Raw genomic sequence first — 21,463 nt, 5'->3', positions numbered from 1 at the left:
ACACTTTGGGGAAATGCACCACTCCAAGCTATTCGATATCAAGCGTGGTAGTTGACTCTATACTGCCACCAAATTCCGCTATTTCATTATATTTGATCGTAACCAAACCAGATACTTCTTTGGTTAACGGGATTAAAACTTTACGACGACTCAATGGCATATAAGCTGCTATGTGATTAACTAACCCAACTTCATTTCCATTTTTATCAGTAGCAATAAAATTACCAAATAATGATCGATTCCCATCAAGACTCTGCCAAACCTCGATATGTGGTACGTCTTCAAGCATCACAAGTTTTGGCTCAAGAAGCTCACTTGTCGCCTCTGTTCTACCATGACGAATGATGACTGGAACGTTATATGCGAGCTTTGTATTCAGGTTGACATTACCTAGGCTTCCGCCTGTATAGGTGCTAGTTAGATTTAATACAGCTCGGTATTCTCCGACTGGTAAATTAGCAGGTTTTCTAACTGCAAAACGTAATGCCTGCCTACCACCGGGTGCTATCGTGCCTCGCTTGGGTGAAAATCGTAACAGCTTTATTGCAGAGAATGGGTCTGCTTCAATCTTACGTAGTGTCCCCTCCTCAGTCATTTCAACTAATGATAACTCGGCACTATACTCCATGGTAACCGAGCCTGTATTTCTAAGCTGTAATGCTTCAGTACGAGTATTATTGTCAAAAAACAAACGATGTTTAGATAGTGCGACATTCGCATTAACATTTAGTGAAAGTATGAATAAAACTAAAGGGGTGAGTATCTTAATCAAATTTACCATTGCTCGGATAATCCAAAATAAAACATAAATATATAATGGGCGAGAGCCTGCTATATACTCAAAAACGAATTTGTAGATAAGCGGTAGGCGGCATAGATGCCGCCTTTTTTCATAGATTAACTTTTATTGAAAAGAAACATCAACAATGTAGTCAGCTGTATAAGTATCACCAGGGGTTAACACAGTATCGACAGTCATAGAGCCATAAATATTGATAGCCAAATCATCTGCAGTACTATTAGTTACAACAGCAGTTGTTGTTGCATCAACAATAGCGTCATGAGTTCCAGTGGCGTTATCAATATCAATCACTGAAGCAAATGTTACGTTAGACCCTGCACTACCAGACACAGTTACATTTAAAGGCGTGTTTGCGGTAAGGCCAGAAACAGTAACCAAACCAATAGCAATATTACCATTTGATGCATCACAATCTCCTGATATCGCACCAGCATCATCCATAGTACAAACAGAACCAGCAGTAGGCTGCATCGCACCAAAATGTAATCCAGTCGTATTAGCAATACTCGAATCTGAGAGTGCATTTACAGTTGCTTGGAATGTTTCACTTGCTGCAAAAGCAGAACTTGAAGTAATTGTTAGTAGTGCTGCAGCCAAGATTTTCTTATTCATTTTTATACCCTAATATTTTTAGATATTAACTACTCAGTCATCCGATACTAGAAAAGTTAAGTTATTTTTATTATGCCGTTGTGGCTTATGTATGTTCCTAATCAACGGAAACTATTTGAACATAGAAATTTATCTCAAAAAAGTATAGGTATGCATAAACAAAGCTTTTGAAATAGAAAAATATCCATATAAATCAGTTAAATAGAAAAACAAGACTAAAGTATTAGAGTAATAAAGAACTCCATACACATAAAACATACAAAATATCATATTAATTATAAACACAATAAAAACAACAACTTACAAGCAATTACAATTTATCAACCATTATGAAACTTAAGCAAAACACATAATTTACAATCCAAAATATTAGCGTATCATTTCAAATACCTATGTCTGATAGAGACTTTCAGAAAATTTTTGCGGTGGCTTATATTTATCTTTATGGGTAATTTGTGGACCCAAAACACCATTTTTGGTATATGAAAACATACCGAAAAAACTATGGTTTAGATTAAAAATTTAAGAAATGAAACAGATTCAAATAATTATCAGTGCCCAAAGTTTAAAAAGATGGGGCAACCTACTCACTCAATTGAACTTAATTAATTATCCAATCAACTCTAAAGGCTTTTTAAAGTTAATTTTTACAATATCTAGCCCTTAATCAAAAAGTATGATGTTTATCAATACATAATTGTGCTTGGAAGTGTTGAGATTTTTTAGCTCTAATGGCTACTTAATTAACGATTATACATAGCCTAAAGATGTCGAAACGGAGAAGAATACAATGGAACTAAGTTTTATTGATAAAAAAATACCGGCAGCAGGGATACTTCAAGAGGTTGCCACAGGTATATTTTGGTTACGAATGCCCCTTCCTTTCGATTTAGATCATATTAACCTTTACCTAATTGAAGATAATCAAGCTGAACAGGAGGGGTTTGCTTTAATTGATACGGGTATAGGCACCCAGCAAACCACTGATATCTGGGAAAAGTTACTGCAAACTATAAATAAGCCTATTACAAAAGTGATCGTGACTCATATGCATCCTGATCATATTGGTATGGCTGGATATTTAGTTGAAAAATTTCGGATACCTTTTTACATGAGCCATGATGAGTATTTTGTCGGACGCGCTATCGCTGCAGGCTCAAGAGGAGCATCAGACTGGCAAGATGAGCAGTACTTAGTTAGATGCGGTATATCAACCGATGATATTGCAACGGCTAAAAAAAATAAAAAAGATAGTACCGGTGTTGGACGAGTAATTAAGCCTATTCCCCTTCAATATAAGCGATTAAAAGAGGGAGATACATTAGCTATAGGTGACAATAACTGGCTGGTTTACATTGGCAGAGGTCACTCACCCGAACATGTTTGCTTGTATAATGCTAAAACTAATATTTTAATTTCCGGCGATCATATACTTCTGGGAATTTCTCCTAATATTGGAGTATACAATACTGAGCCAGATGCGAATTCCTTACAACAGTACCTTGAAACCTTACCTCAATTTATGCAGTTACCAGAAAATTGCTTGGTTTTACCCTCACATAAACAACCTTTTTATGGGTTGCACACTAGAGTCAATGAACTGATTAATCACCATCATGATCATTTAGATAATTTAAGAGACTTCTGTAAAAAAGGAAAAACCATCGAACAATGTTTGCCTGTGTTATTTAAGCGTAAGCTAAACTCACGTAATATATTCTTCGCAATCGCCGAGTCATTTGCCCACCTCAATTATTTGTACTTTGCAGGTGAATGCAGTCGCGAGCTCAATGCCAAGGGGCAGTTTATTTTCACCCTAAAATAAGAGAGACATTTTTGTTAGCTTTTGAATACAATCAATTTAACGGTGTCATTATAAATAGTGACCAAATACCTGAAAACAGCGAGATATTCTCAAACCAATTAAGTGCGCTTTTAAGACATACCGAACAACAGAATAAAGCTGTTGTTTGGTTAACCTTACCTAACAACTTATCGCACTTAATCTCAATTTCAATAGACCAAGGCTTTACATTTCACAACTGTTTACCTGAAGAAGTAACATTAGTGTTTAAAACTAATCCAGAAGACTTTGTACCCTTTATCCCCACTCACTCGCTGGGAGCAGGAGGGTTAGTACAAAACAAATATGGTGAGATACTGGTAATTAAAGAGCACGGCGCTAGAAATTATAAACTCCCTGGAGGCCACATTGAGTTAGGTGAAAAAATAGAAGATGCAGTGATTAGAGAAGTACTTGAAGAAACTGGAATTAACACAACATTTGATACAATTTTAGGTATGGCTAGCACTCACCCTTACCGCTTTGGTAAATCCAATATTTACATAATATGTAAATTAACCCCATTATCAGAAGACATTAATATTCTAGATACCCAAGAAATAGATGACGCCAAGTGGATCACACCTAAAGGGTATTTGAGCGATGACAACAACAACCTATTTAATAAATACTTAGTTAAATCGTTACTCAACGGTAAAGGCCTAGTTAAATCAACATTAGATCTGAGCCAATTCTCTAATTTAAAACACGAAATGTTTTTAGCTGGCCCTGATGCTCCATAACCTGTGGCCATTGATTTAGGTGCGAAGTACCCACATTCTTAAACTAAAAAACGAAGCACAAGGCTTCGTTTTATTAACTTTAGAAGTCAGCACTAAAAACTAAATATATTCAACTTCTGAAATTTCGAACTCTATGGTTCCTTTAGGAGTTTGAATATTAACAACATCATCAAGAGATTTGCCAATCAAACCTCGAGCAATAGGAGAGCCCACAGAAATTAAGTTATTTTTAATATCCGCTTCATCTTCACCTACAATGCGGTAAGTAATTTCTTCATCGGTATCTAAGTTAATAATGGTAACTGTAGTACCAAAAATAACTTTGCCATTATTTGGCATTTTGGTGACATCAATAATCTGAATATTCGAAAGCTTGCCTTCAATATCCTGAATACGCCCCTCACAGAAACTTTGTTGTTCTCGAGCTGCGTGATATTCAGCATTTTCTTTTAAATCACCGTGTTCGCGAGCTTCCGCGATAGATTTAACAATTTCGGGTCTTTTTACAGATTTTAAATGTTTCAACTCTTCACGCAGTAATTCTGCGCCTTTCGCTGTCATTGGATACTGGGTCATATCAACAACTCTCTTATTTTTGTTATTTAATAGATAAAACTATATCTACACAATAAGGGCTAAATGTCTAATTTCAACACTAAACATTCAGCCTACTTACTTGGGAGGATTAATGAATACGTTTATGTAACTCTTGCACAGAGGTAACCCGTGCTTTGTCATCTGCCTTGTTAGCATTTACTGTTGCAAAAGCAGCATTCATAGTCGTGGTGTAAGACACTTTATTTAACAGCGCTTCTTTACGAATATAAACAGAATCATCAATAGCTTGACGACCTTCTGTGGTATTCACTATATAACAATACTCACCATTTTTAATAGCATCAACTATATTCGGACGACCTTCACTAAGCTTATTAACCACACTGCAAGCTATACCCACATTAGTTAACACCTTAGCAGTACCCGAAGTAGCTTCAAGCTCAAACCCTTTGGCAATCATTATTTGCGCTAATTCAATAACACGATTACGGTCATTTAAGCGTACCGAAAGAAGGGCTTTACCACCAGTAGGTATAGGTTGGCTAGCGCCTAAGTTAGCTTTAGCATAAGCCTCTTCAAAGCTCTCACCTACCCCCATAACTTCACCAGTAGAGCGCATTTCAGGTCCTAGTAGAGGATCAACGCCTTGGAATTTAGCGAAAGGTAACACTACTTCTTTCACAGAGTAAAATGGGGGAATAATTTCTTTAGTAATCCCCTGAGACTCAAGAGATTGCCCTGCCATGGCGCGAGCACCAATTTTGGCTAAAGGAATACCCGTCGCTTTTGATACAAATGGAACCGTGCGTGCCGCTCTTGGGTTTACCTCAATCAAATACACTTGACCGTCTTTAACAGCAAACTGGGTATTCATAAGGCCAACAACACCTAACTCCAAAGCCATGGCTTTAACTTGCTGGCGCATCACATCTTGAATATCACTACTCAGAGAATAAGAAGGTAATGAACAGGCCGAATCACCAGAGTGGACACCCGCTTGTTCAATATGCTCCATTATGCCACCTATAATGACATCTTTGCCGTCACTTATGGCATCCACATCTACTTCAATGGCATCGTCTAAGAATCTATCTAACAATACTGGCGAATCATTTGATACTTTAACAGCGTTATTTAAGTAGCGCTTAAGGTCGTTTAAGTCGTAAACAATTTCCATAGCACGGCCCCCCAACACATAGGAAGGGCGTACCACTAATGGAAAGCCTATTTTCTCAGCTGCAACTAATGCCTGCTCCATATTGCTAACAGTGGCGTTGGCTGGCTGCTTAAGATTAAGTTTATTGACCATTTTTTGGAAACGTTCACGGTCTTCAGCTTTATCAATAGCATCAGGTGACGTACCAATAATAGGCACACCTGCAGCTTCTAAGTCTCTAGCGAGTTTGAGTGGAGTTTGCCCACCATATTGCACTATTACACCTTTAGGCTTTTCAATACGTACTATCTCTAGCACATCTTCTAAAGTAACTGACTCAAAATACAATCGGTCTGATGTGTCGTAATCTGTAGAAACCGTTTCAGGGTTACAATTCACCATAATGGTTTCGTAACCATCTTCTCGCATTGCTAGAGCAGCATGTACGCAACAATAATCAAATTCTATACCTTGACCAATCCTATTTGGACCGCCACCGATGACCATTATTTTATCTCTATCAGATGGATTTGCTTCACATTCCTCATCATAAGTTGAGTACATATAAGCAGTATCTGAAGAAAACTCAGCAGCACAAGTATCAACTCGCTTGTAGACAGGATGGATATCATAGCCACGACGCACTTCGCGCACGTCAACTTCATCAACACCAGTTAATTCTGCGATACGTGAGTCAGCAAAACCTTTACGTTTAAGAGTAGTCATAAGTTTACTATCAATAGCTGACAACCCAATCTCTGTTAGCTTTTGCTCTAAAATAATGAGTTCTTCAATTTGAACTAAGTACCATCTATCAACATTAGTAAGGGTAAATATCTCATCAACTGACATGCCCATACGTATGGCATCTGCTATGTACCAAATTCGTTCAGCGCCTGGTTCACGCAATTCGCGAACGATAATATTTTTAGCGTCTGGAGAAGTTATATCGATGATTGAATCTAAACCATTTACGCCAACTTCTAAGCCACGCAGTGCTTTTTGCAGTGATTCTTGTTGGTTACGACCAATAGACATGACTTCACCTACAGATTTCATCTGTGTGGTTAAACGGTCATTTGCACCAGCAAATTTTTCGAAGTTAAAGCGCGGTATTTTGGTAACAACATAATCGATAGTCGGCTCAAATGACGCAGGTGTCAAACCGCCGGTGATATCATTTGCCAACTCATCTAAGGTATAACCTATTGCAAGTTTTGCAGCCACTTTAGCAATGGGGAACCCCGTTGCTTTTGATGCTAATGCAGATGAACGTGATACACGGGGGTTCATCTCTATAATAACCAACCGTCCAGTTTCTGGGTCCACACCAAATTGTACGTTTGAACCGCCGGTCTCCACACCTATTTCACGCAATACAGCTATCGCCGCATTTCGCATAATTTGAAATTCTTTATCTGTTAATGTTTGTGCTGGAGCAACCGTTATAGAATCGCCGGTGTGCACTCCCATAGGGTCGAAGTTTTCAATGGTACAAACGATAATACAGTTGTCTGCTTTATCTCTGACCACTTCCATTTCGTACTCTTTCCAACCGATTAAAGACTCATCGATTAATAACTCAGAGGTGGGAGAAAGGTCTAAACCACGGGTACAAATCTCTTTAAATTCTTGTTTATTGTAAGCTATACCACCGCCTGAGCCACCCATAGTAAACGAAGGGCGAATAATACAAGGAAACCCAATACGTGTACTAACATCAAAAGCTTCATCTATTGTGTGTGCGATTTCAGCGCGGGGACATTCAAGGCCAATAGACTTCATGGCTTTATCAAAACGTTCACGGTCTTCTGCTTTATCAATGGCATCAGCCGTGGCACCAATCATCTCAACACCAAACTCTTTTAATACACCATGCTTATTTAAATCTAGTGCACAGTTAAGAGCGGTTTGTCCCCCCATAGTCGGTAACACCGCGTCTGGACGTTCTTTTTCAATGATTTTTTTAACCACTTCCCAATGAATAGGCTCGATGTATGTTGCATCAGCCATTTCAGGGTCTGTCATTATGGTTGCAGGATTCGAGTTAACCAAGATAACTCGGTATCCTTCTTCCCTAAGCGCTTTACAGGCTTGTGCCCCTGAATAGTCAAATTCACAGGCTTGGCCGATTACAATTGGCCCAGCGCCTATAATTAAGATGCTTTTTAAGTCGGTACGTTTTGGCATGTCACTAATTACTCTATAAAATTTTGTGCTGTTAATATGGCGTGCTATTTAGCTTGTTGCATCAACTCAATAAAATGATCAAACAAAGGTGCAGCATCATGAGGACCAGGGCTTGCTTCAGGATGACCTTGAAAGCTAAACGCTGGCTTATCAGTGCGATGTATACCCTGTAAAGATTGATCAAACAACGACACATGTGTCACCTCAAGGTGAGCAGGTAAGTCTGCTTCATCTACTGCAAAACCATGGTTTTGACTGGTGATCATCACTCTATTACCTTTTATATCTTTTACTGGATGGTTAGCACCATGATGGCCAAATTTCATTTTTATGGTTTTAGCGCCGCTGGCTAAAGCCAATAATTGGTGGCCTAAACAAATTCCAAATATAGGAATGTTTGTTTCTAACAATGTAGAAATTGCATCGATAGCATAATCACATGGTTCTGGGTCACCAGGTCCATTTGATAAAAATACACCATCGGGTTTTAAGGCTAGCACTTCTTCTGCAGTGGTTTTAGCAGGTACTACTGTTAATTTACAGCCACGGTCAGCTAACATTCTTAAGATGTTACGTTTTACACCATAATCGTATGCCACCACGTGAAAATCAGTACGCTCTTGGTCGGTAATATAACCTTCACCTAAAACCCAGCTTCCTTCGGTCCACTGGTATGATTCGTCACAGGTTACCTCTTTTGCTAAATCCATACCTTTAAGACCAGCAAATTCTTTTGCTTTTGCTAAAGCCATCGCTTCATCAAGTTCTACTGTATCTAAAGTGTTACTAGCGATGATGCAGCCATTTTGAGCCCCTTTATCACGCAGTATGCGGGTCAATCTACGGGTATCGATATCAGCAATACCAAGAATGTTATTTTCTTCTAAATATTCAGAAAGGCTTTTTTGACTACGAAAATTACTAACAATTAATGGTAAATCACGAATAATCAGGCCCTTGGCCCATATTTTATTAGATTCACAATCTTCTTCATTGATACCGGTATTACCGATATGGGGATAAGTTAAGGTGACAATTTGTTCAGCGTAAGAAGGGTCGGTTAGAATTTCTTGATAACCAGTCATTGAGGTATTGAATACAACCTCACCCACGGATACACCAGAAGCTCCAATTGCAGTACCTTTAAAGACAGAGCCATCTTCAAGTACTAAAAGGGCAGAGTTAGCCAAATCAACCTCCAGGTTTATTATTAACGGGTTAACCTAGGGTGCTGTGCTTTGACAAATTTAACAGCACCCAATAAATTCATGCAAACATATGATTCATATGAACATTTTGTCAATTTGCTATCTTTAAAAGGGTGAAAATCAAACGACTTCACTAAATTTTGGCAAATTCGCAACATTATACATGCCGAATCGTTTTAGATCCACGCCCATTTGTTAAAAAGTGTATAAACAAGGCTTTAATCATAATTTTTATACATAAGGGGTAAAAATCACAATTAAGAAAATTCACGCAACACAATTAAATAGCCTTAGTTAAATCCCAAGACATCTTGCATATCGTAAAGGCCAGCTGGTTTATTGGCTAACCAAGCCGCCGCTTTTACCGCACCTTTAGCAAAGGTTAAACGACTGGAAGCTTTATGGGTAATCTCTAAGCGTTCACCAATATCTGCAAATAAAGCCGTATGTTCGCCTACTACATCCCCTGCCCTAACTGTGGCAAAACCAATAGTATTGTGATCTCGCTCACCTGTGTCTCCTTCGCGGCCATAAACGGCGCATCTCGATAGGTCGCGACCAATTTCATCAGCAATAGCTTCGCCAATAGCAACAGCTGTTCCTGAAGGAGCGTCTTTTTTGAATCTGTGGTGAGCTTCTAAAACTTCAATATCAGCGGTTTCTGCCATAACAGATGCGGCTTGGCGAACCAGTTTAAGCATCAAGTTAACACCTACACTGAAGTTAGCAGCAAATACAATTGGAATAGACTTGGCCGCTTCCTGTAATAATAATTTTTGCTCATCAGACAAACCTGTAGTGCCTATCACAATAGGCTTTTTATGTGCTACACAAAACTCCAAGTTACCTGCAAGCGCCTCAGGTAAAGTAAAGTCAATAAAAATGTCTGTACTTGCAAGATAATTTGATAGGTCAGAAGTGACCTCAAGACCTACTTTACCGATACCAGCCAATTCACCCACATCAACTCCAACAAAAGAAGATGAAACTCTTACTCCTGCAGCGCTAAGTTCATCATTCTGGCTTTGGTTAACCGCATCAATTAAAACTCTCCCCATACGGCCATTAGCGCCAAAAATTGCAATTTTACTCATAGTGTTCCGATAACTTAAACATAAAAAAGATATATCTGAATTGTGCATCAATTCTGTAATTTTTGCAGTAGTTGCAGCATTAACATTTATTTATAACTAAGACGATAACAAATATTAAACCCTCACTTTAAGTTCCTCCAGCTTGTCCCACCTAAAACCTTCTCGTTATTATTTTTAGTAAAATATGAAATAAATAAAAAGTTACTCGGTCTTGGTTTACTCAATAACTATTTTAACCTTTTAAAAGGACATTTTATGACAAACACTTCAATTACTGACTTTCAAAACCGCCTGCAATGGTCTCTTTTAGCGCTGCGTCTAGGGGTTTTTATAGTAATGTTGATGTGGACACTCGATAAGTTTGTAAATCCAGGACACAGTGCTCGCATATTCGAACACTTTTATGGCATTAGCGGTTCAACGGATACTGTGGCTTATGTTTTAGGCGCATTACAACTATTATTAGTCTTAGCTTTTGTTGCCGGTATTCAGAAACGTATTACCTACGGGGTAATTTTCATTTTGCATGGTTTATCAACTTTGTCTTCTTATAATCAATATATTGACGGCTTCAACAACCTGTTGTTCTTCACTGCATGGCCAATGTGGGCGGCTTGTTTTGCACTTTATTTACTGCGAGACGAAGACGTTAAATTTACAATTTAAAAATAACGTTTAAAAAGCACTGACTTTTGGGAAGTGATCTGAATACTAGAACATTCCAATAGCTGTGCTTTTTAGTAAATATCAAAAGTAACTATTGTTAATAACATCCACTACTTTCCTTTTAAAGCTAAGCTCAGAATAAAATTGAGTAATCAGATTCTTAGTAGCAATACCTGTTTGCTGCATTAAAGGTACTGCTTTTCCAGTAGCTGTTACGTAAACGTTATGACTACTAGGCTTATTTAGTAGTGGCTTAATCACATCTTTATACATAATGTCTGCAAGTGAACTTGCGTAGCCCTTGTTGCGGTGCTCCGGCAGAGTGACAAAATGTACCACCCCCAAATCTTGATACCCTTGCCCTTCGTACAAGGTCAACTTATCCATACGGCTCTGATAATTTTCAAACAAACTATAAGCTACGAGTTCATTATAAACATACAACTTGATCAGCTCTGCTTGGGTGCCGTGTTGTAATTCACCATGTTCAGCTAGCCAAGTGAACAAATTCCACATTTTCATATTATGCTGACCTAAAGCAAGCAGCTCTTGGCTGCAAGTCTTAGCATTACAATATTCAAAGCGTTCCATTAACTGCATATCCCAAGTAAAACTCTGTTTAAAAATGGACACCTAATGTAAATGACTACTAAAGGATTTCCTATTTTAATTAATGGTTTATACCAGCGATATCAAACAAGGAGCTGAGCAAAGCATTGTTATGAAGAAAGCATATTTTTAAATAAACGGGCGAATAGATGCCCTATGTCAATGTTAAAAGTCTAAGCCATGTAATAATAGTTAGCTTAGGCGCCATTTAAAATTAGTTAAGCATTTAACTATAAGCCCTACATGGCGTAGCATTTTAGTATTCAGGTTTAATAATAACTTAGGGTTAAATCAAATATGCTGACACTGTTTAGTGCGTACTTCCCCATAATGTTGTTAATTTATTTGATGACAAAAAAACACAGCATGGCTGCCAGTACAGCCCTACCTCTATGTGCTTCTTTTGCTTATATTGTGGTCTTTGGGATATTTAAACTAGACAGTAACTTAATACATGCCTCAGTGTTGAGTGGCTTATTAATGGCTTTAACTCCAGTTATCATAATAGCTGGCGCAATTTTTTTGTTTCGTTGCATGGAAGTTAGTGGTGCTTTATACATCGTTCGACTTTGGTTAAATCAATTAAGTAATAATCATATAGCTCAACTAATGATAGTGGGCTGGGCATTTGCTTTTTTGATTGAAGGGGCAAGTGGCTTTGGTACACCTGCAGCTATAGCGGCTCCAATACTAGTTGGGTTGGGGTTTCCTGCCGTTCGCGTGGTGGTAGCTTGCCTAATTCTTAATTCCATTCCTGTCACTTTCGGCGCAGTAGGCACCCCCATTTGGTTTGGTCTATCTATGACAGACTTGTCTCCATTAATTCTTAATCAAGTGGCTTGGAAAGCCGCGCTCATCAACGCGGTCGCTGCTCCTATCGTTGTGCTAGGGGCGTTAGCTTTTGTTGTCAGCGAAAAACAACAACTAAAACAAAATATTGTTTTTATTTTGTTATCTACTTTTTCTTGTACTTTGCCATATTTGTTACTCAGTTTTATAACCGTAGAATTTCCGTCATTAATTGGCGGACTAATTGGCTTAATAATTACCCTGTTACTAGCAAAATTTAATATTGGTTTAGACACAAAAAAATTACTGACCGACAGCTGTAAAGCTCCATCGTTAAGCGCTGTATTTAAGGCTACCTTTCCTTTATGGGGGACGGTACTTTTATTGGTAATTACCAGAATACCTGAACTGGGAATTAAAAGCCTACTACAACTCACCACCCCAGCTTGGCAATTAAGTCTTGGATTTTTAGGTGACTTTAGCCTCAGTGCCGCGCTAGTTTTTAAACTTGAAAACATACTAGAAACCGAAGTTTTGTGGCAACACAACTTATTATATGTCCCTTCTATATTACCGTTTATAGTAATAGGGCTCCTTAGCTTGTGGTGGTTTAAAAAAGGTAAAATTTTGGCTGTATTACTACACACAGGAACCAGTTTAAAAAAACCTGTGATTGCTTTAATGGGGGCTTTAGTCTTCGTTAATTTAATGATGTTGGGAGGTACCCAATCAGCTGTAAGTTTAATAGGTCAAAACCTAGCGAATATAAGTGGTGACAAGTGGCTTATATTCTCTCCATTTTTAGGAGCGCTAGGTTCGTTTTTCTCAGGGTCTGCCACCATTTCAAATTTAACTTTTGCTGGTATTCAATATTCCATTGCTACAGATTTAGGCTTAAATGTGTCGACTATAATGGCGCTACAAGCTGTTGGCTCTGCGATGGGGAACATGATATGTATTCATAATATTGTGGCTGTAACGTCAATTTTAGCTTTAAACAATGTTGAAGGTTATATTTTAAAACGAAGCATGGCTGTTTTACTCATTTATGGAATGGTAGCTTCATCTATGGGTATTTTATTGGCATAACCTTTTTTAATTAACGTAAAGACTGTGTAAAGAATAATTAGGCTAATGAACTAAATAGTTTAATAGACAGACTATACATGTAGATTAAAATTTTAGACTAAGCTTTTTCTTGTAGATTAAAAGTATTCCTTTAAAATCAAACACTTATGTAGAACAGCATATTCCCGCTTAGAAATTTCTGATTATCATTAAGGACCAAAACATGTGGAATCTACGATTTGTTATCGTTATGACCCTACTGCTAATATCGCCTTTTACTGCACTTGCCCATCATGGCAGTAGCGGTCAATTCGATACCACCACAACCTTTACCGTAAGTGGCGAAATCACGCGGATTAGGTTAGTGAACCCCCATTCTTATGTTTATTTTGATGTAATAGAATCTGAGGGCGAGGTAACTAATATGCGGTGTGAGTTGCAATCTGGCTCATTACTTAAGCGTCGAGGCTGGACAACCGAACTTTTCAAAACAGGTAGTAAAATTAGTATCTTGGGTTCACCAGATAGAACAGATCCGACTACATGTTATATGAATAAGGTCACCTTCGAAAACGGAATAACTGCCACACGTAACAGTGTATTCAATAACGATGGCACCTTAGCAACAAACTCAGATAACCCATCACAAGAAGAAACAAATAAACCTCGTCTAATTAGGCGTGAAGATGGCACACCAAATATTGATGGAAATTGGGCTATGGTCCGTGAACGAGGCACTCCTCCAGGAGCTGGCGGAAGGTCACCGGTATTATTAACCGACGCCGGAAAAGCAGCAGTTGAGGGGGCAACGGATGCAGAAAACCCTAGATATCAATGCAAAGCAACGAACATAATTATGGATTGGTGGTTTGATCAAATGGTCAACACCATAGAACAAAGTGATTCCCATATCGATTTAACCTATGGCTTTATGAGCTTAAAGCGCACCATTTATTTAGATGGAACCCAGATGCCTGAGGACTATGTTCCTAGCCGAAGTGGATTTTCAACAGGTGAATGGCAAGGCAATAATTTGGTTGTTACCACAACGGGGTTTGACGAAGGTTGGATTATGGCACCAATGGGCGGCGAGCGCCGCGGCCCACCTAAAGAGCGACCTAGACAAGCACAAGAAGGCGGCAATACCGATGACAAACGTCCATCAGGTCCACCACGTGGTCGAGGAGGCCCACCCTCACCTGCCAAAAATAGCCTAGAATTAACTATTACCGAATACTTCACCTTAAGTGAAGATGGTACTGAGCTTACACGTAATTACACCTTGACCGATCCCGTTAACCTTCAAGAGCCCATTACAGGTGCGGATAAAATGACATTCACCAATGACGCTTATGAACCTTATGCCTGTGATGACTTAACCACCGAGCGTCAACCAGAAGGTAGTAAAATGGTCAATAAGCCTGTTGACTACACATCAGAAAATACAAACAACCAAGATTCAATGCCAGTCTTACTTTGGCTCGAAGACTCTAAAGTTGGTAAGACTATTTCTAGTACTGAATGGGGCTACCCAATTGTACTTTCATTACATGCTGTGGGTATGGCGATTTTGGTTGGTGTGGCCTTAATGTTAACTTTCAGAGTTTTAGGCTTTGCCTCAGCGATACCCGTGACGGCTATGGCGTCTTATTGGCGTATTGCCCAAGCTGGGTTTGTTGTGAATATAGTGTCTGGTGCCGCCCTATTTAGTGGAAACGCTGTAGAGCTTTACTTTAATTGGGCGTTCCGAATTAAGATTATACTTGTAATTGTTGGGCTGCTTCTAACCTGGTGGCTGGTCAAAATATGTATCAGGCCCTCAGATACCATTAGCCGAGCACATGTAAAATTAGCAGCACTTGCCGTGACTACTTGGCTAACTGCTATCATTGCTGGTCGCCTTATCGGCTATTGGTCTTAGGAGGAAAATAATATGAATAATTTACTGACTTGGATCATCGACACCCTAAACGCAACCGCTCTAAGTGATTGGGTAATGAACAATGCGGTTGTGTTTCCAGCATTAGAAATAGCACATTTTTTAGGGCTCAGCCTTTTATTTGGATCGCTACTTATCGTTGACTTACGAGTAGTTGGCTTTGCTAAAACTCTGCCAATCCGACATGTTGAAAAGTTTATATGGTGGGCAATTATCGGCTTTGGTATCAACCTTATCTCTGGGCTGTTATTTGTTGTAGGAGACTCAGACCGCTACTTAATTAACATAGCCTTTTGGGCCAAAATGGGCGTAATTATACTGGCTGGCCTTAATACTTTATATTTTATGAAGCGTACAAAACCCCAGTTAGATGCAGGTTTAGAGTCTAACCAACTCACTAAAAGTGCCCATGCTATCGCTTGGCTATCTCTAATATGTTGGACTGCCGTGATTATTCTAGGGCGTTTCATACCTTATGTTGAATAAGGTCGCTAGGTTAAGTTTTTGGTCTGCGCTGTGTTTTATTATCACCTTACCCGCCATGGCACATGGGGTAGCAGAGCAAGACCAAGGTTTTTTAGCTGGAGCAGCAGGCACACATTTAATCCCCTACTTGTATTTAGGTGCAAAGCATATGGTCACAGGATACGACCATCTTCTTTATTTGGCTGGGGTTATTTTTTTTCTAGGTAAGCTTAAAGATGTAGTTGTTTACGTGAGTTTATTTGCCATTGGTCATTCGCTGACCTTACTTGCTGGAGTACTTTCGGGTATTTACATTAATCCCTATTTAATCGACGCCATTATTGGGCTTTCGGTTTGTTATAAAGCCTTAGAGAACTTAGGAACAGTCCAGTTTTTAAACCCTAAGTTTATGGTTTTCGCATTCGGGCTGGCCCATGGTTTTGGGCTCTCTAGTAAGCTTCAAGATGTTTCTTTATCAAGGGATGGGTTGATTGCCAATATGTTGGCATTTAATCTTGGGGTCGAAGTAGGTCAAGTAATCGCCCTCGCCTTGCTATTTTGGCTATTTACTTGGCTACGGAATCAGAACAATTTTGCTGCTATTGCTAAAACCACCAATATTTTATTGTTCTGTGCTGGGCTAATGCTGTTTGGCTTTCAATCCGTTGGATACTTTTTACTATAAAAGGAGCTGTCTCTGTGACGCTTTTAAAAAAACTATGTATAGCTACATTTTGTAGTGCTACGATTTTAATAGTGGCTATATTACCTGCCGAGTATGGAATAGATCCCACCGGCCTAGGAGACAAGCTGGGGCTGCTTGCACTGTCAAAGCCCTCCAGTAGCCCATCATCTAAGCTGGAGCTGTCGTTCAACATAGGTGATTACGATCCCAAAGCAGAGCGTATTAATGAGTCAGTGCAAGGGTTAATTCATTTAGAAGAAGTCCCGTTTCAATCCCAAGTTATCGATATTGAAATCGAAGACTTAGGAGAAGTGGAGTACAAATTTGTCATGCCCGCAGATAGCAGTTTTGTATATAGCTGGGAAGTTCTTAACTCTAGAGAAGGCGTTTACTATGATTTTCATGGGCACCCCTCAAGTGCAGACGCTAAAAATTATCCAGACAAATTCGAAATGGCTTACGCTAGAGGAGAAGGTACTTCACAAAATGGTTCCTTCACCAGTCCGTTTACTGGTTATCATGGATTTTACTTTATGAATATCGAAGAGAGTGCAATTACAGTAAGGCTAGTAATTAGTGGATATTGGCAAGATCACCAAGAAATGTACCGTGCAATTGAGGGAAAAGTGATTAAAAATGTAAAATTTTAAAATACTAAGAGTTTTTAACATAATTACTATTTTAGCTTAAATAGTGTCATAAAAATTTGTGAACAATCTTCAAAAACAATGTATTTATTACTTACCTTTGCTTCCAAAAAAACCATAACAAATTGTTTTTAAAGAGTTTTTGTTGCGGCATGGGTTATGCAATTCTAAAGTACTTTTAGTCTAATAAGGAAGTACAATGCAAACAACTATTACCCCTGGAAGCAATTTCCCTGAACTTTTTGCAAAATCTAAAGATAATATTGATACACCTCTGACTCGTGTGCACCCCGCTGCTAGCGATTGGCAAATGGTTGTAATTTATAGAGGCGAACACTGCCCAATATGTGCGACATATCTAAACGAATTAAACGAACTACATGATGACTTCAAAAACGCTAATATAGACGTTGTAGCGGTTTCTGCTGACTCGGTATCACAACTAAATTCGTTCTTAAAAGAAAAAGTTAACGACCTAAGCTTTGAAGTATTGGGTGAGTTATCTATTTCACAAATGAATCTATTAAATTTGTACATATCAGAGCCTAGAAGCCCTGAAGAAACAGATCACCCTTTTGCAGAGCCCTGTGTATTAGTCATTAACCCAGATAACCAATTACATTTAGTGGATAAAAGTAATGCACCGTTTTCTAGACCAGACCTTAAAAAGTTACTAGATGGCATTAAGTTTATTCAGTCTAAAGACTACCCTATACGTGGTACTTTCAAAAGCGCTTAATCAGTATGCTAATGGATAAATTAGAAGGGGCTATTTACTACTAAATAGCCCCTTTTCTTTGAATGTAAAGAGGTTACCATTTAGGTGTGTTTAGTGATTGGGTAAATCCAATTTAAAAAATGTAATAACCAGCAAGTAGAACTATGGCTGATATGGCAGTGAAGATTGATGCAAAATAATCCGTACCTTACCATCATCACACTCTTTAAATACGAAGCTTTTGTTCACAAAAATATGACTATCGTCTTCCCCAATAAAATGTACATTACATTGCACAATGGCTAAATCACCGTGGAGAATAAAATCTTCTTTGCTGTACCAAACCTTTACCCAAGGTTTTAGTTTAAAGCCATTATCGCTCGGAAATTCGCTGTTTCCGCCCACGAAATAAGATAGAGCGCCTTCTTTAGTAGGTCGAAAAGTCTGCTGCCCAAAAGTTAGCGTAGGCTTAAATAACACCTTACCATTGTCATAATCATAACTTTCAGATAACACCTGAAGAGAAAACGCTTGTACATCACCTCCTTCAGCATGAACTTTACCCACTTTTACTACATTGTCGCACCAAGTTTGCAGTGCTGTGTGGACTGATTCTTTAGTAAACATAATGTATATATTACTCCTTTAAGGCTGAAATCTTTTTAAGTCTTTAAGTTGGAACTAAGCGCATCTGAGACTGTAATTTTTTCGTGAATGATCATTAATTATTGTTGGGTTAGATTACATTTATAAAATAATTATTATTACTCTAAAAGCCTAATATGCCTCATGTGATACTATCACACCAAAAGTTTACATACTTTACTATACACCCACTTTTAATTAGAGATAACTTGCCTCTGTTTATAAAATATATTTAAAGAATATTTCGCTATTTTGAAAAATAGCATAAATCGACAACACCTTTTCAAGCAACCCATCTCAAAACTCTTAATGCCTTCTTAACTCAAACCTTTAGGTGCACTAAACAATATGATTATAAATATTTCAATAATTTATAATTATGCTTGCTATGCGAGTAGCATTAATCTTTGGTAGAATAATCAGCATTAAACGTTACTCGTTAAACTTACTAACTTATTACAAATAGAGAGTTTTTTATGTCAGCTTATGCCGTGGGACACAAGGTTCCAGATTCAGATTCAATTTGTTCAGCAATTGCGCTTTCCTATCTAAAAACAGTCACAGGCGAAGACGTAAAACCGGCACGGTTAGGTGAGTTATCTCCAGAGACCTTATTCATTTTAGAAAAGTTTGACTTAGAACAGCCAGAATTAAAATTAACATTTGCAGACACAGATGGTATCTATGTTGTTGACCATTCTGACCGTATTCAAGGCCCTGATGATATTGATGACTCAACTGTATTAGGTATTATTGACCATCATAAATTAGGTGATATAACTACTTCTACCCCTCTAGAAATATGGGTTCGTCCAGTGGGTTGCACCAACACCATTATCAAAATGATGTATGATTTTCACAATGTTGAAATCCCTAAAAACATCGCTGGCGCTATGATGTGTGCGATTTTATCTGACACTGTTATTTTTAAGTCACCAACTTGTACAACCGCGGATATTAAATGTGTTGAAGCACTTGCTGAAATAGCAGGCATTGAAGATTATAAAGCCTTAGGCATGGAAATGTTTAAAGTTAAATCAGCAGTAGAAGGTACCCCTATACGTGATTTAGTATTACGAGATTTCAAAGACTTTAATATGCATGGTAAAAAGGTCGGCATTGGTCAATTAGAAGTCATCGACTTAAGTGTTTTCGACTCAATGAAAGAAGCGTTTTTAGCTGACTTGGCCACATTAAAAACCGAAGGTGAGCGCCATAGCGTTATGTTATTACTAACAGACATAATGAAAGAAGGCTCTGAAATCCTAGTAGTAAGCGATAACGCAGATTTAACAGACAAAGCTTATGGTAAATCACTGGTTGATGGAAAAGTATGGGTTGATGGTATTATGAGCCGTAAAAAGCAAGTTGTGCCACCATTACAAGACTCACTCGCGTAAATAAAGTACTAAGGCCTTCTTTAATATAAAGGCGGCATGTAGCTTATTTAAAAAGCTCACATTTTTGAAATGTGGGCTTTTTATTTAGACTTCTCATTACAATCTAAGCCATCAAAAACAACCAAATTTGTCTTGGGTTTCCATATATGTTTACTACTTTTAACTCCTCCGACTCTCAGGGGCGATGATACATCGGTGGCGCTGACAACTGCTGTGGAGGCCAAGTCAGATTTTTTTGAGACAACCTCCATAACTAATTGATTTTATATTATTTTTTAAAACTGGTTACAATGGGTGTCTCTATAAGCGTGTGGCTTCCTTCTTTTCATGATTTTGCTAATTGGAACAAACACTGTAAATAGAAACATTATTAGCGAAAAAACTTGTTCGAAAGTTGACGATAACTCATAAATACCAACGCTTCCATGAAAAAACAGCCTGTAATGAACACCACCTGTAGCGGTAACAAAAAGAAGAAGTAGCAATACAGATAAATACTTGAGTTGTACAAATTTTGCCAACTGAATTTGTATAATTCCTAAGCCAATACTCACCAAAATGTAGCCCGCTATCATCATCTTTGGCACCTAACGCCCCAAGCAGGGGATTTTATGAGCGCTTTTCAGCGAGTGAAATTCCCGCTGACTTGGCTTGTTAGGTGCGTTACTCAACAACTAAATACCTTTTATTTATCAACGGTTCAAGGAGCCCACTTATATTTGATAGAGACTGAGGTTCAATAACTCTCCATTCAATCCAATACCCTATACTTGTGTAATACATAACTTTGCGTGACTCATTTGGCGTTAAAGTTACTATTTCCTTTTTTTCCAAAAGGGAATCGATAAACGTAGAAGGTTTATTTTTATCAAAGTTTGGAGAGAAGTAAGACGAAACTTCAACCTTCACTTCTATATCAAGCTTATTCTCATACTTAAGGGCAAACCCTTCCAACGAAGATGCCTCGATATACTGAGAAATGCACAACAAAATAAAAATTAACCCTATCACTCTCAAATTAACCATAGAGCACNTTAACCCTATCACTCTCAAATTAACCATAGAGCACCTAACGCCCCAAGCAGCGGAAAACGCGAACGTTTTGGCGCAGCCAGTGAGTGGTTTTCCGATGACTTGGCTTGTTAGGTATACTCTTCACCAAAATCCTCGTAACACTTTGGAAAGTAACCCCAAATCCTGATTATTGATTTAGTTTTTTCGAACTCAAAACCAATTTCACTAACAAGAGCTAATACATTTTCAGTTAGTTCTATATCAATCCACTCAACGCAAAGTAGTGGAAATGGTAAGTGATAATACCATTCGCTATCCCAACCTGATATGTAGCCATTCACGACCTTTGTTCGGTAGCACGGTGGATTGGGTAGATCTCGCATTTCTGAGATGAGTTCATTCCATTTTGTATTGTTGGCAGCACCAACCAATTGCTTTTCAGCAATAATCCTTTTAGCTTTTTTCACGTCCTTTTCATTGGACACTGCATCAGCCATTGGCAGAAGACTCATGTGTATACCTAACGCTTCGAATAGGCGGCGCGCGCTGTTTGCGCGTCGGCCCTAATTTGTTTGTGTACGCCCAGCATGGGCATGAACTAATGAGGTGAAA

At 38.4% G+C, this 21,463-nt stretch carries 19 protein-coding genes; 10 read left to right on the top strand and 9 right to left on the bottom strand.

Annotated elements, in window-relative coordinates:
- Window positions 1-28: 28 nt before the first annotated feature.
- Together EOK74_RS05315 and EOK74_RS05310 are read right to left on the bottom strand one after the other, a co-directional pair.
- Window positions 29-781 carry a fimbrial biogenesis chaperone gene (locus tag EOK74_RS05315; RefSeq protein WP_133468890.1) on the bottom strand — a complete coding sequence of 251 codons (753 nt, stop codon included), beginning with the start codon at window positions 779-781 and terminating at the stop codon, window positions 29-31.
- 123 nt (window positions 782-904) lie between these two features.
- The gene (locus EOK74_RS05310) at window positions 905-1,414 is read right to left on the bottom strand and encodes a hypothetical protein (protein ID WP_133468889.1); all 510 of its coding nucleotides are present in this window, start codon (window positions 1,412-1,414) and stop codon (window positions 905-907) included.
- Between the two features lie 790 nt (window positions 1,415-2,204).
- Between EOK74_RS05310 and EOK74_RS05305 the strand changes: the two genes are divergently transcribed.
- Both EOK74_RS05305 and EOK74_RS05300 read left to right on the top strand, forming a co-directional pair.
- Window positions 2,205-3,239, top strand: coding sequence for an MBL fold metallo-hydrolase (locus EOK74_RS05305; RefSeq protein WP_133468888.1), 1,035 nt, complete (start codon window positions 2,205-2,207; stop codon window positions 3,237-3,239).
- Window positions 3,240-3,250: 11 nt separating this feature from the next.
- Window positions 3,251-4,000 (top strand): NUDIX domain-containing protein, encoded by a 750-nt coding sequence (locus EOK74_RS05300; protein ID WP_133468887.1) that lies wholly within the window; start codon window positions 3,251-3,253, stop codon window positions 3,998-4,000.
- A 99-nt stretch (window positions 4,001-4,099) separates the two neighbouring features.
- On the opposite strand, the gene greA is transcribed toward EOK74_RS05300, so the two are convergent.
- The 4 genes from greA to dapB form a co-directional block, all read right to left on the bottom strand.
- Window positions 4,100-4,576 (bottom strand): transcription elongation factor GreA, encoded by a 477-nt coding sequence (gene greA / locus EOK74_RS05295; protein WP_133468886.1) that lies wholly within the window; start codon window positions 4,574-4,576, stop codon window positions 4,100-4,102.
- Between the two features lie 109 nt (window positions 4,577-4,685).
- Entirely contained in the window at window positions 4,686-7,904 is a 3,219-nt protein-coding gene (gene carB, locus EOK74_RS05290; protein WP_133468885.1) for a carbamoyl-phosphate synthase large subunit, read from the bottom strand.
- Between the two features lie 44 nt (window positions 7,905-7,948).
- Window positions 7,949-9,094, bottom strand: a complete 1,146-nt coding sequence (carA, locus tag EOK74_RS05285) for a glutamine-hydrolyzing carbamoyl-phosphate synthase small subunit (RefSeq protein ID WP_133468884.1) — start codon at window positions 9,092-9,094, stop codon at window positions 7,949-7,951.
- A 308-nt stretch (window positions 9,095-9,402) separates the two neighbouring features.
- Entirely contained in the window at window positions 9,403-10,206 is an 804-nt protein-coding gene (gene dapB / locus EOK74_RS05280; RefSeq protein WP_133468883.1) for a 4-hydroxy-tetrahydrodipicolinate reductase, read from the bottom strand.
- A 255-nt stretch (window positions 10,207-10,461) separates the two neighbouring features.
- On the opposite strand from dapB, the gene EOK74_RS05275 reads away from it, so the two are divergent.
- Window positions 10,462-10,872: a hypothetical protein gene (locus EOK74_RS05275; protein WP_133468882.1), complete on the top strand. Its 411-nt coding sequence runs from the start codon at window positions 10,462-10,464 to the stop codon at window positions 10,870-10,872.
- 81 nt (window positions 10,873-10,953) lie between these two features.
- Here the strand turns inward: EOK74_RS05275 and EOK74_RS05270 are convergent, their stop codons facing one another.
- On the bottom strand, window positions 10,954-11,505 hold the full coding sequence (locus tag EOK74_RS05270; protein WP_239024022.1) for a GNAT family N-acetyltransferase: 552 nt from the start codon (window positions 11,503-11,505) through the stop codon (window positions 10,954-10,956).
- 273 nt (window positions 11,506-11,778) lie between these two features.
- Between EOK74_RS05270 and EOK74_RS05265 the strand changes: the two genes are divergently transcribed.
- The 6 genes from EOK74_RS05265 to EOK74_RS05240 all read left to right on the top strand — a co-directional run bounded on the left by EOK74_RS05265 (window position 11,779) and on the right by EOK74_RS05240 (window position 17,813).
- Entirely contained in the window at window positions 11,779-13,359 is a 1,581-nt protein-coding gene (locus EOK74_RS05265) for an L-lactate permease (protein ID WP_205964526.1), read from the top strand.
- 202 nt (window positions 13,360-13,561) lie between these two features.
- Window positions 13,562-15,259, top strand: a complete 1,698-nt coding sequence (locus EOK74_RS05260) for a DUF6152 family protein (protein WP_133468881.1) — start codon at window positions 13,562-13,564, stop codon at window positions 15,257-15,259.
- A gap of 12 nt (window positions 15,260-15,271) precedes the next feature.
- The gene (locus EOK74_RS05255) at window positions 15,272-15,763 is read left to right on the top strand and encodes a DUF6644 family protein (RefSeq protein ID WP_133468880.1); all 492 of its coding nucleotides are present in this window, start codon (window positions 15,272-15,274) and stop codon (window positions 15,761-15,763) included.
- Window positions 15,753-16,427, top strand: a complete 675-nt coding sequence (locus EOK74_RS05250; protein WP_133468879.1) for a HupE/UreJ family protein — start codon at window positions 15,753-15,755, stop codon at window positions 16,425-16,427. Before EOK74_RS05255 ends, EOK74_RS05250 begins: the two co-directional genes overlap by 11 nt.
- A 14-nt stretch (window positions 16,428-16,441) precedes the next feature.
- Window positions 16,442-17,077, top strand: coding sequence for a hypothetical protein (locus EOK74_RS05245; RefSeq protein ID WP_133468878.1), 636 nt, complete (start codon window positions 16,442-16,444; stop codon window positions 17,075-17,077).
- A 196-nt stretch (window positions 17,078-17,273) separates the two neighbouring features.
- On the top strand, window positions 17,274-17,813 hold the full coding sequence (locus EOK74_RS05240) for a redoxin domain-containing protein (protein WP_133468877.1): 540 nt from the start codon (window positions 17,274-17,276) through the stop codon (window positions 17,811-17,813).
- 141 nt (window positions 17,814-17,954) lie between these two features.
- Here EOK74_RS05240 and EOK74_RS05235 read toward each other — a convergent pair whose 3' ends face one another.
- Window positions 17,955-18,419 carry a hypothetical protein gene (locus EOK74_RS05235; RefSeq protein ID WP_133468876.1) on the bottom strand — a complete coding sequence of 155 codons (465 nt, stop codon included), beginning with the start codon at window positions 18,417-18,419 and terminating at the stop codon, window positions 17,955-17,957.
- Between the two features lie 494 nt (window positions 18,420-18,913).
- Between EOK74_RS05235 and EOK74_RS05230 the strand changes: the two genes are divergently transcribed.
- A complete protein-coding gene (locus EOK74_RS05230) occupies window positions 18,914-19,837 on the top strand; it encodes a manganese-dependent inorganic pyrophosphatase (protein WP_133468875.1) in 924 nt (307 codons plus the stop codon).
- A 1,142-nt stretch (window positions 19,838-20,979) separates the two neighbouring features.
- On the opposite strand, the gene EOK74_RS05220 is transcribed toward EOK74_RS05230, so the two are convergent.
- On the bottom strand, window positions 20,980-21,363 hold the full coding sequence (locus tag EOK74_RS05220; RefSeq protein ID WP_133468873.1) for a DUF6678 family protein: 384 nt from the start codon (window positions 21,361-21,363) through the stop codon (window positions 20,980-20,982).
- Between the last annotated feature and the right edge of the window lie 100 nt (window positions 21,364-21,463).

The sequence above is a fragment of the Paraglaciecola marina genome (assembly GCF_004360155.1).
Lineage (GTDB): Bacteria > Pseudomonadota > Gammaproteobacteria > Enterobacterales > Alteromonadaceae > Paraglaciecola > Paraglaciecola marina.
Note: the sequence above shows the minus strand (reverse complement) of the source record. Positions and strands in the feature narration are given on the sequence as shown.

Bases quoted from the DNA above. Each gene is read 5' to 3' on its own strand.
- EOK74_RS05315 (WP_133468890.1), bottom strand. From the start codon at position 781: ATGGTAAATTTGATTAAGATACTCACCCCTTTAGTTTTATTCATACTT.
- EOK74_RS05310 (WP_133468889.1), bottom strand. From the start codon at position 1,414: ATGAATAAGAAAATCTTGGCTGCAGCACTACTAACAATTACTTCAAGT.
- EOK74_RS05305 (WP_133468888.1), top strand. From the start codon at position 2,205: ATGGAACTAAGTTTTATTGATAAAAAAATACCGGCAGCAGGGATACTT.
- greA (WP_133468886.1), bottom strand. From the start codon at position 4,576: ATGACCCAGTATCCAATGACAGCGAAAGGCGCAGAATTACTGCGTGAA.
- carB (WP_133468885.1), bottom strand. From the start codon at position 7,904: ATGCCAAAACGTACCGACTTAAAAAGCATCTTAATTATAGGCGCTGGG.
- dapB (WP_133468883.1), bottom strand. From the start codon at position 10,206: ATGAGTAAAATTGCAATTTTTGGCGCTAATGGCCGTATGGGGAGAGTT.
- EOK74_RS05275 (WP_133468882.1), top strand. From the start codon at position 10,462: ATGACAAACACTTCAATTACTGACTTTCAAAACCGCCTGCAATGGTCT.
- EOK74_RS05265 (WP_205964526.1), top strand. From the start codon at position 11,779: ATGCTGACACTGTTTAGTGCGTACTTCCCCATAATGTTGTTAATTTAT.
- EOK74_RS05260 (WP_133468881.1), top strand. From the start codon at position 13,562: ATGTGGAATCTACGATTTGTTATCGTTATGACCCTACTGCTAATATCG.
- EOK74_RS05255 (WP_133468880.1), top strand. From the start codon at position 15,272: ATGAATAATTTACTGACTTGGATCATCGACACCCTAAACGCAACCGCT.
- EOK74_RS05250 (WP_133468879.1), top strand. From the start codon at position 15,753: ATGTTGAATAAGGTCGCTAGGTTAAGTTTTTGGTCTGCGCTGTGTTTT.
- EOK74_RS05240 (WP_133468877.1), top strand. From the start codon at position 17,274: ATGCAAACAACTATTACCCCTGGAAGCAATTTCCCTGAACTTTTTGCA.
- EOK74_RS05235 (WP_133468876.1), bottom strand. From the start codon at position 18,419: ATGTTTACTAAAGAATCAGTCCACACAGCACTGCAAACTTGGTGCGAC.
- EOK74_RS05230 (WP_133468875.1), top strand. From the start codon at position 18,914: ATGTCAGCTTATGCCGTGGGACACAAGGTTCCAGATTCAGATTCAATT.
- EOK74_RS05220 (WP_133468873.1), bottom strand. From the start codon at position 21,363: ATGAGTCTTCTGCCAATGGCTGATGCAGTGTCCAATGAAAAGGACGTG.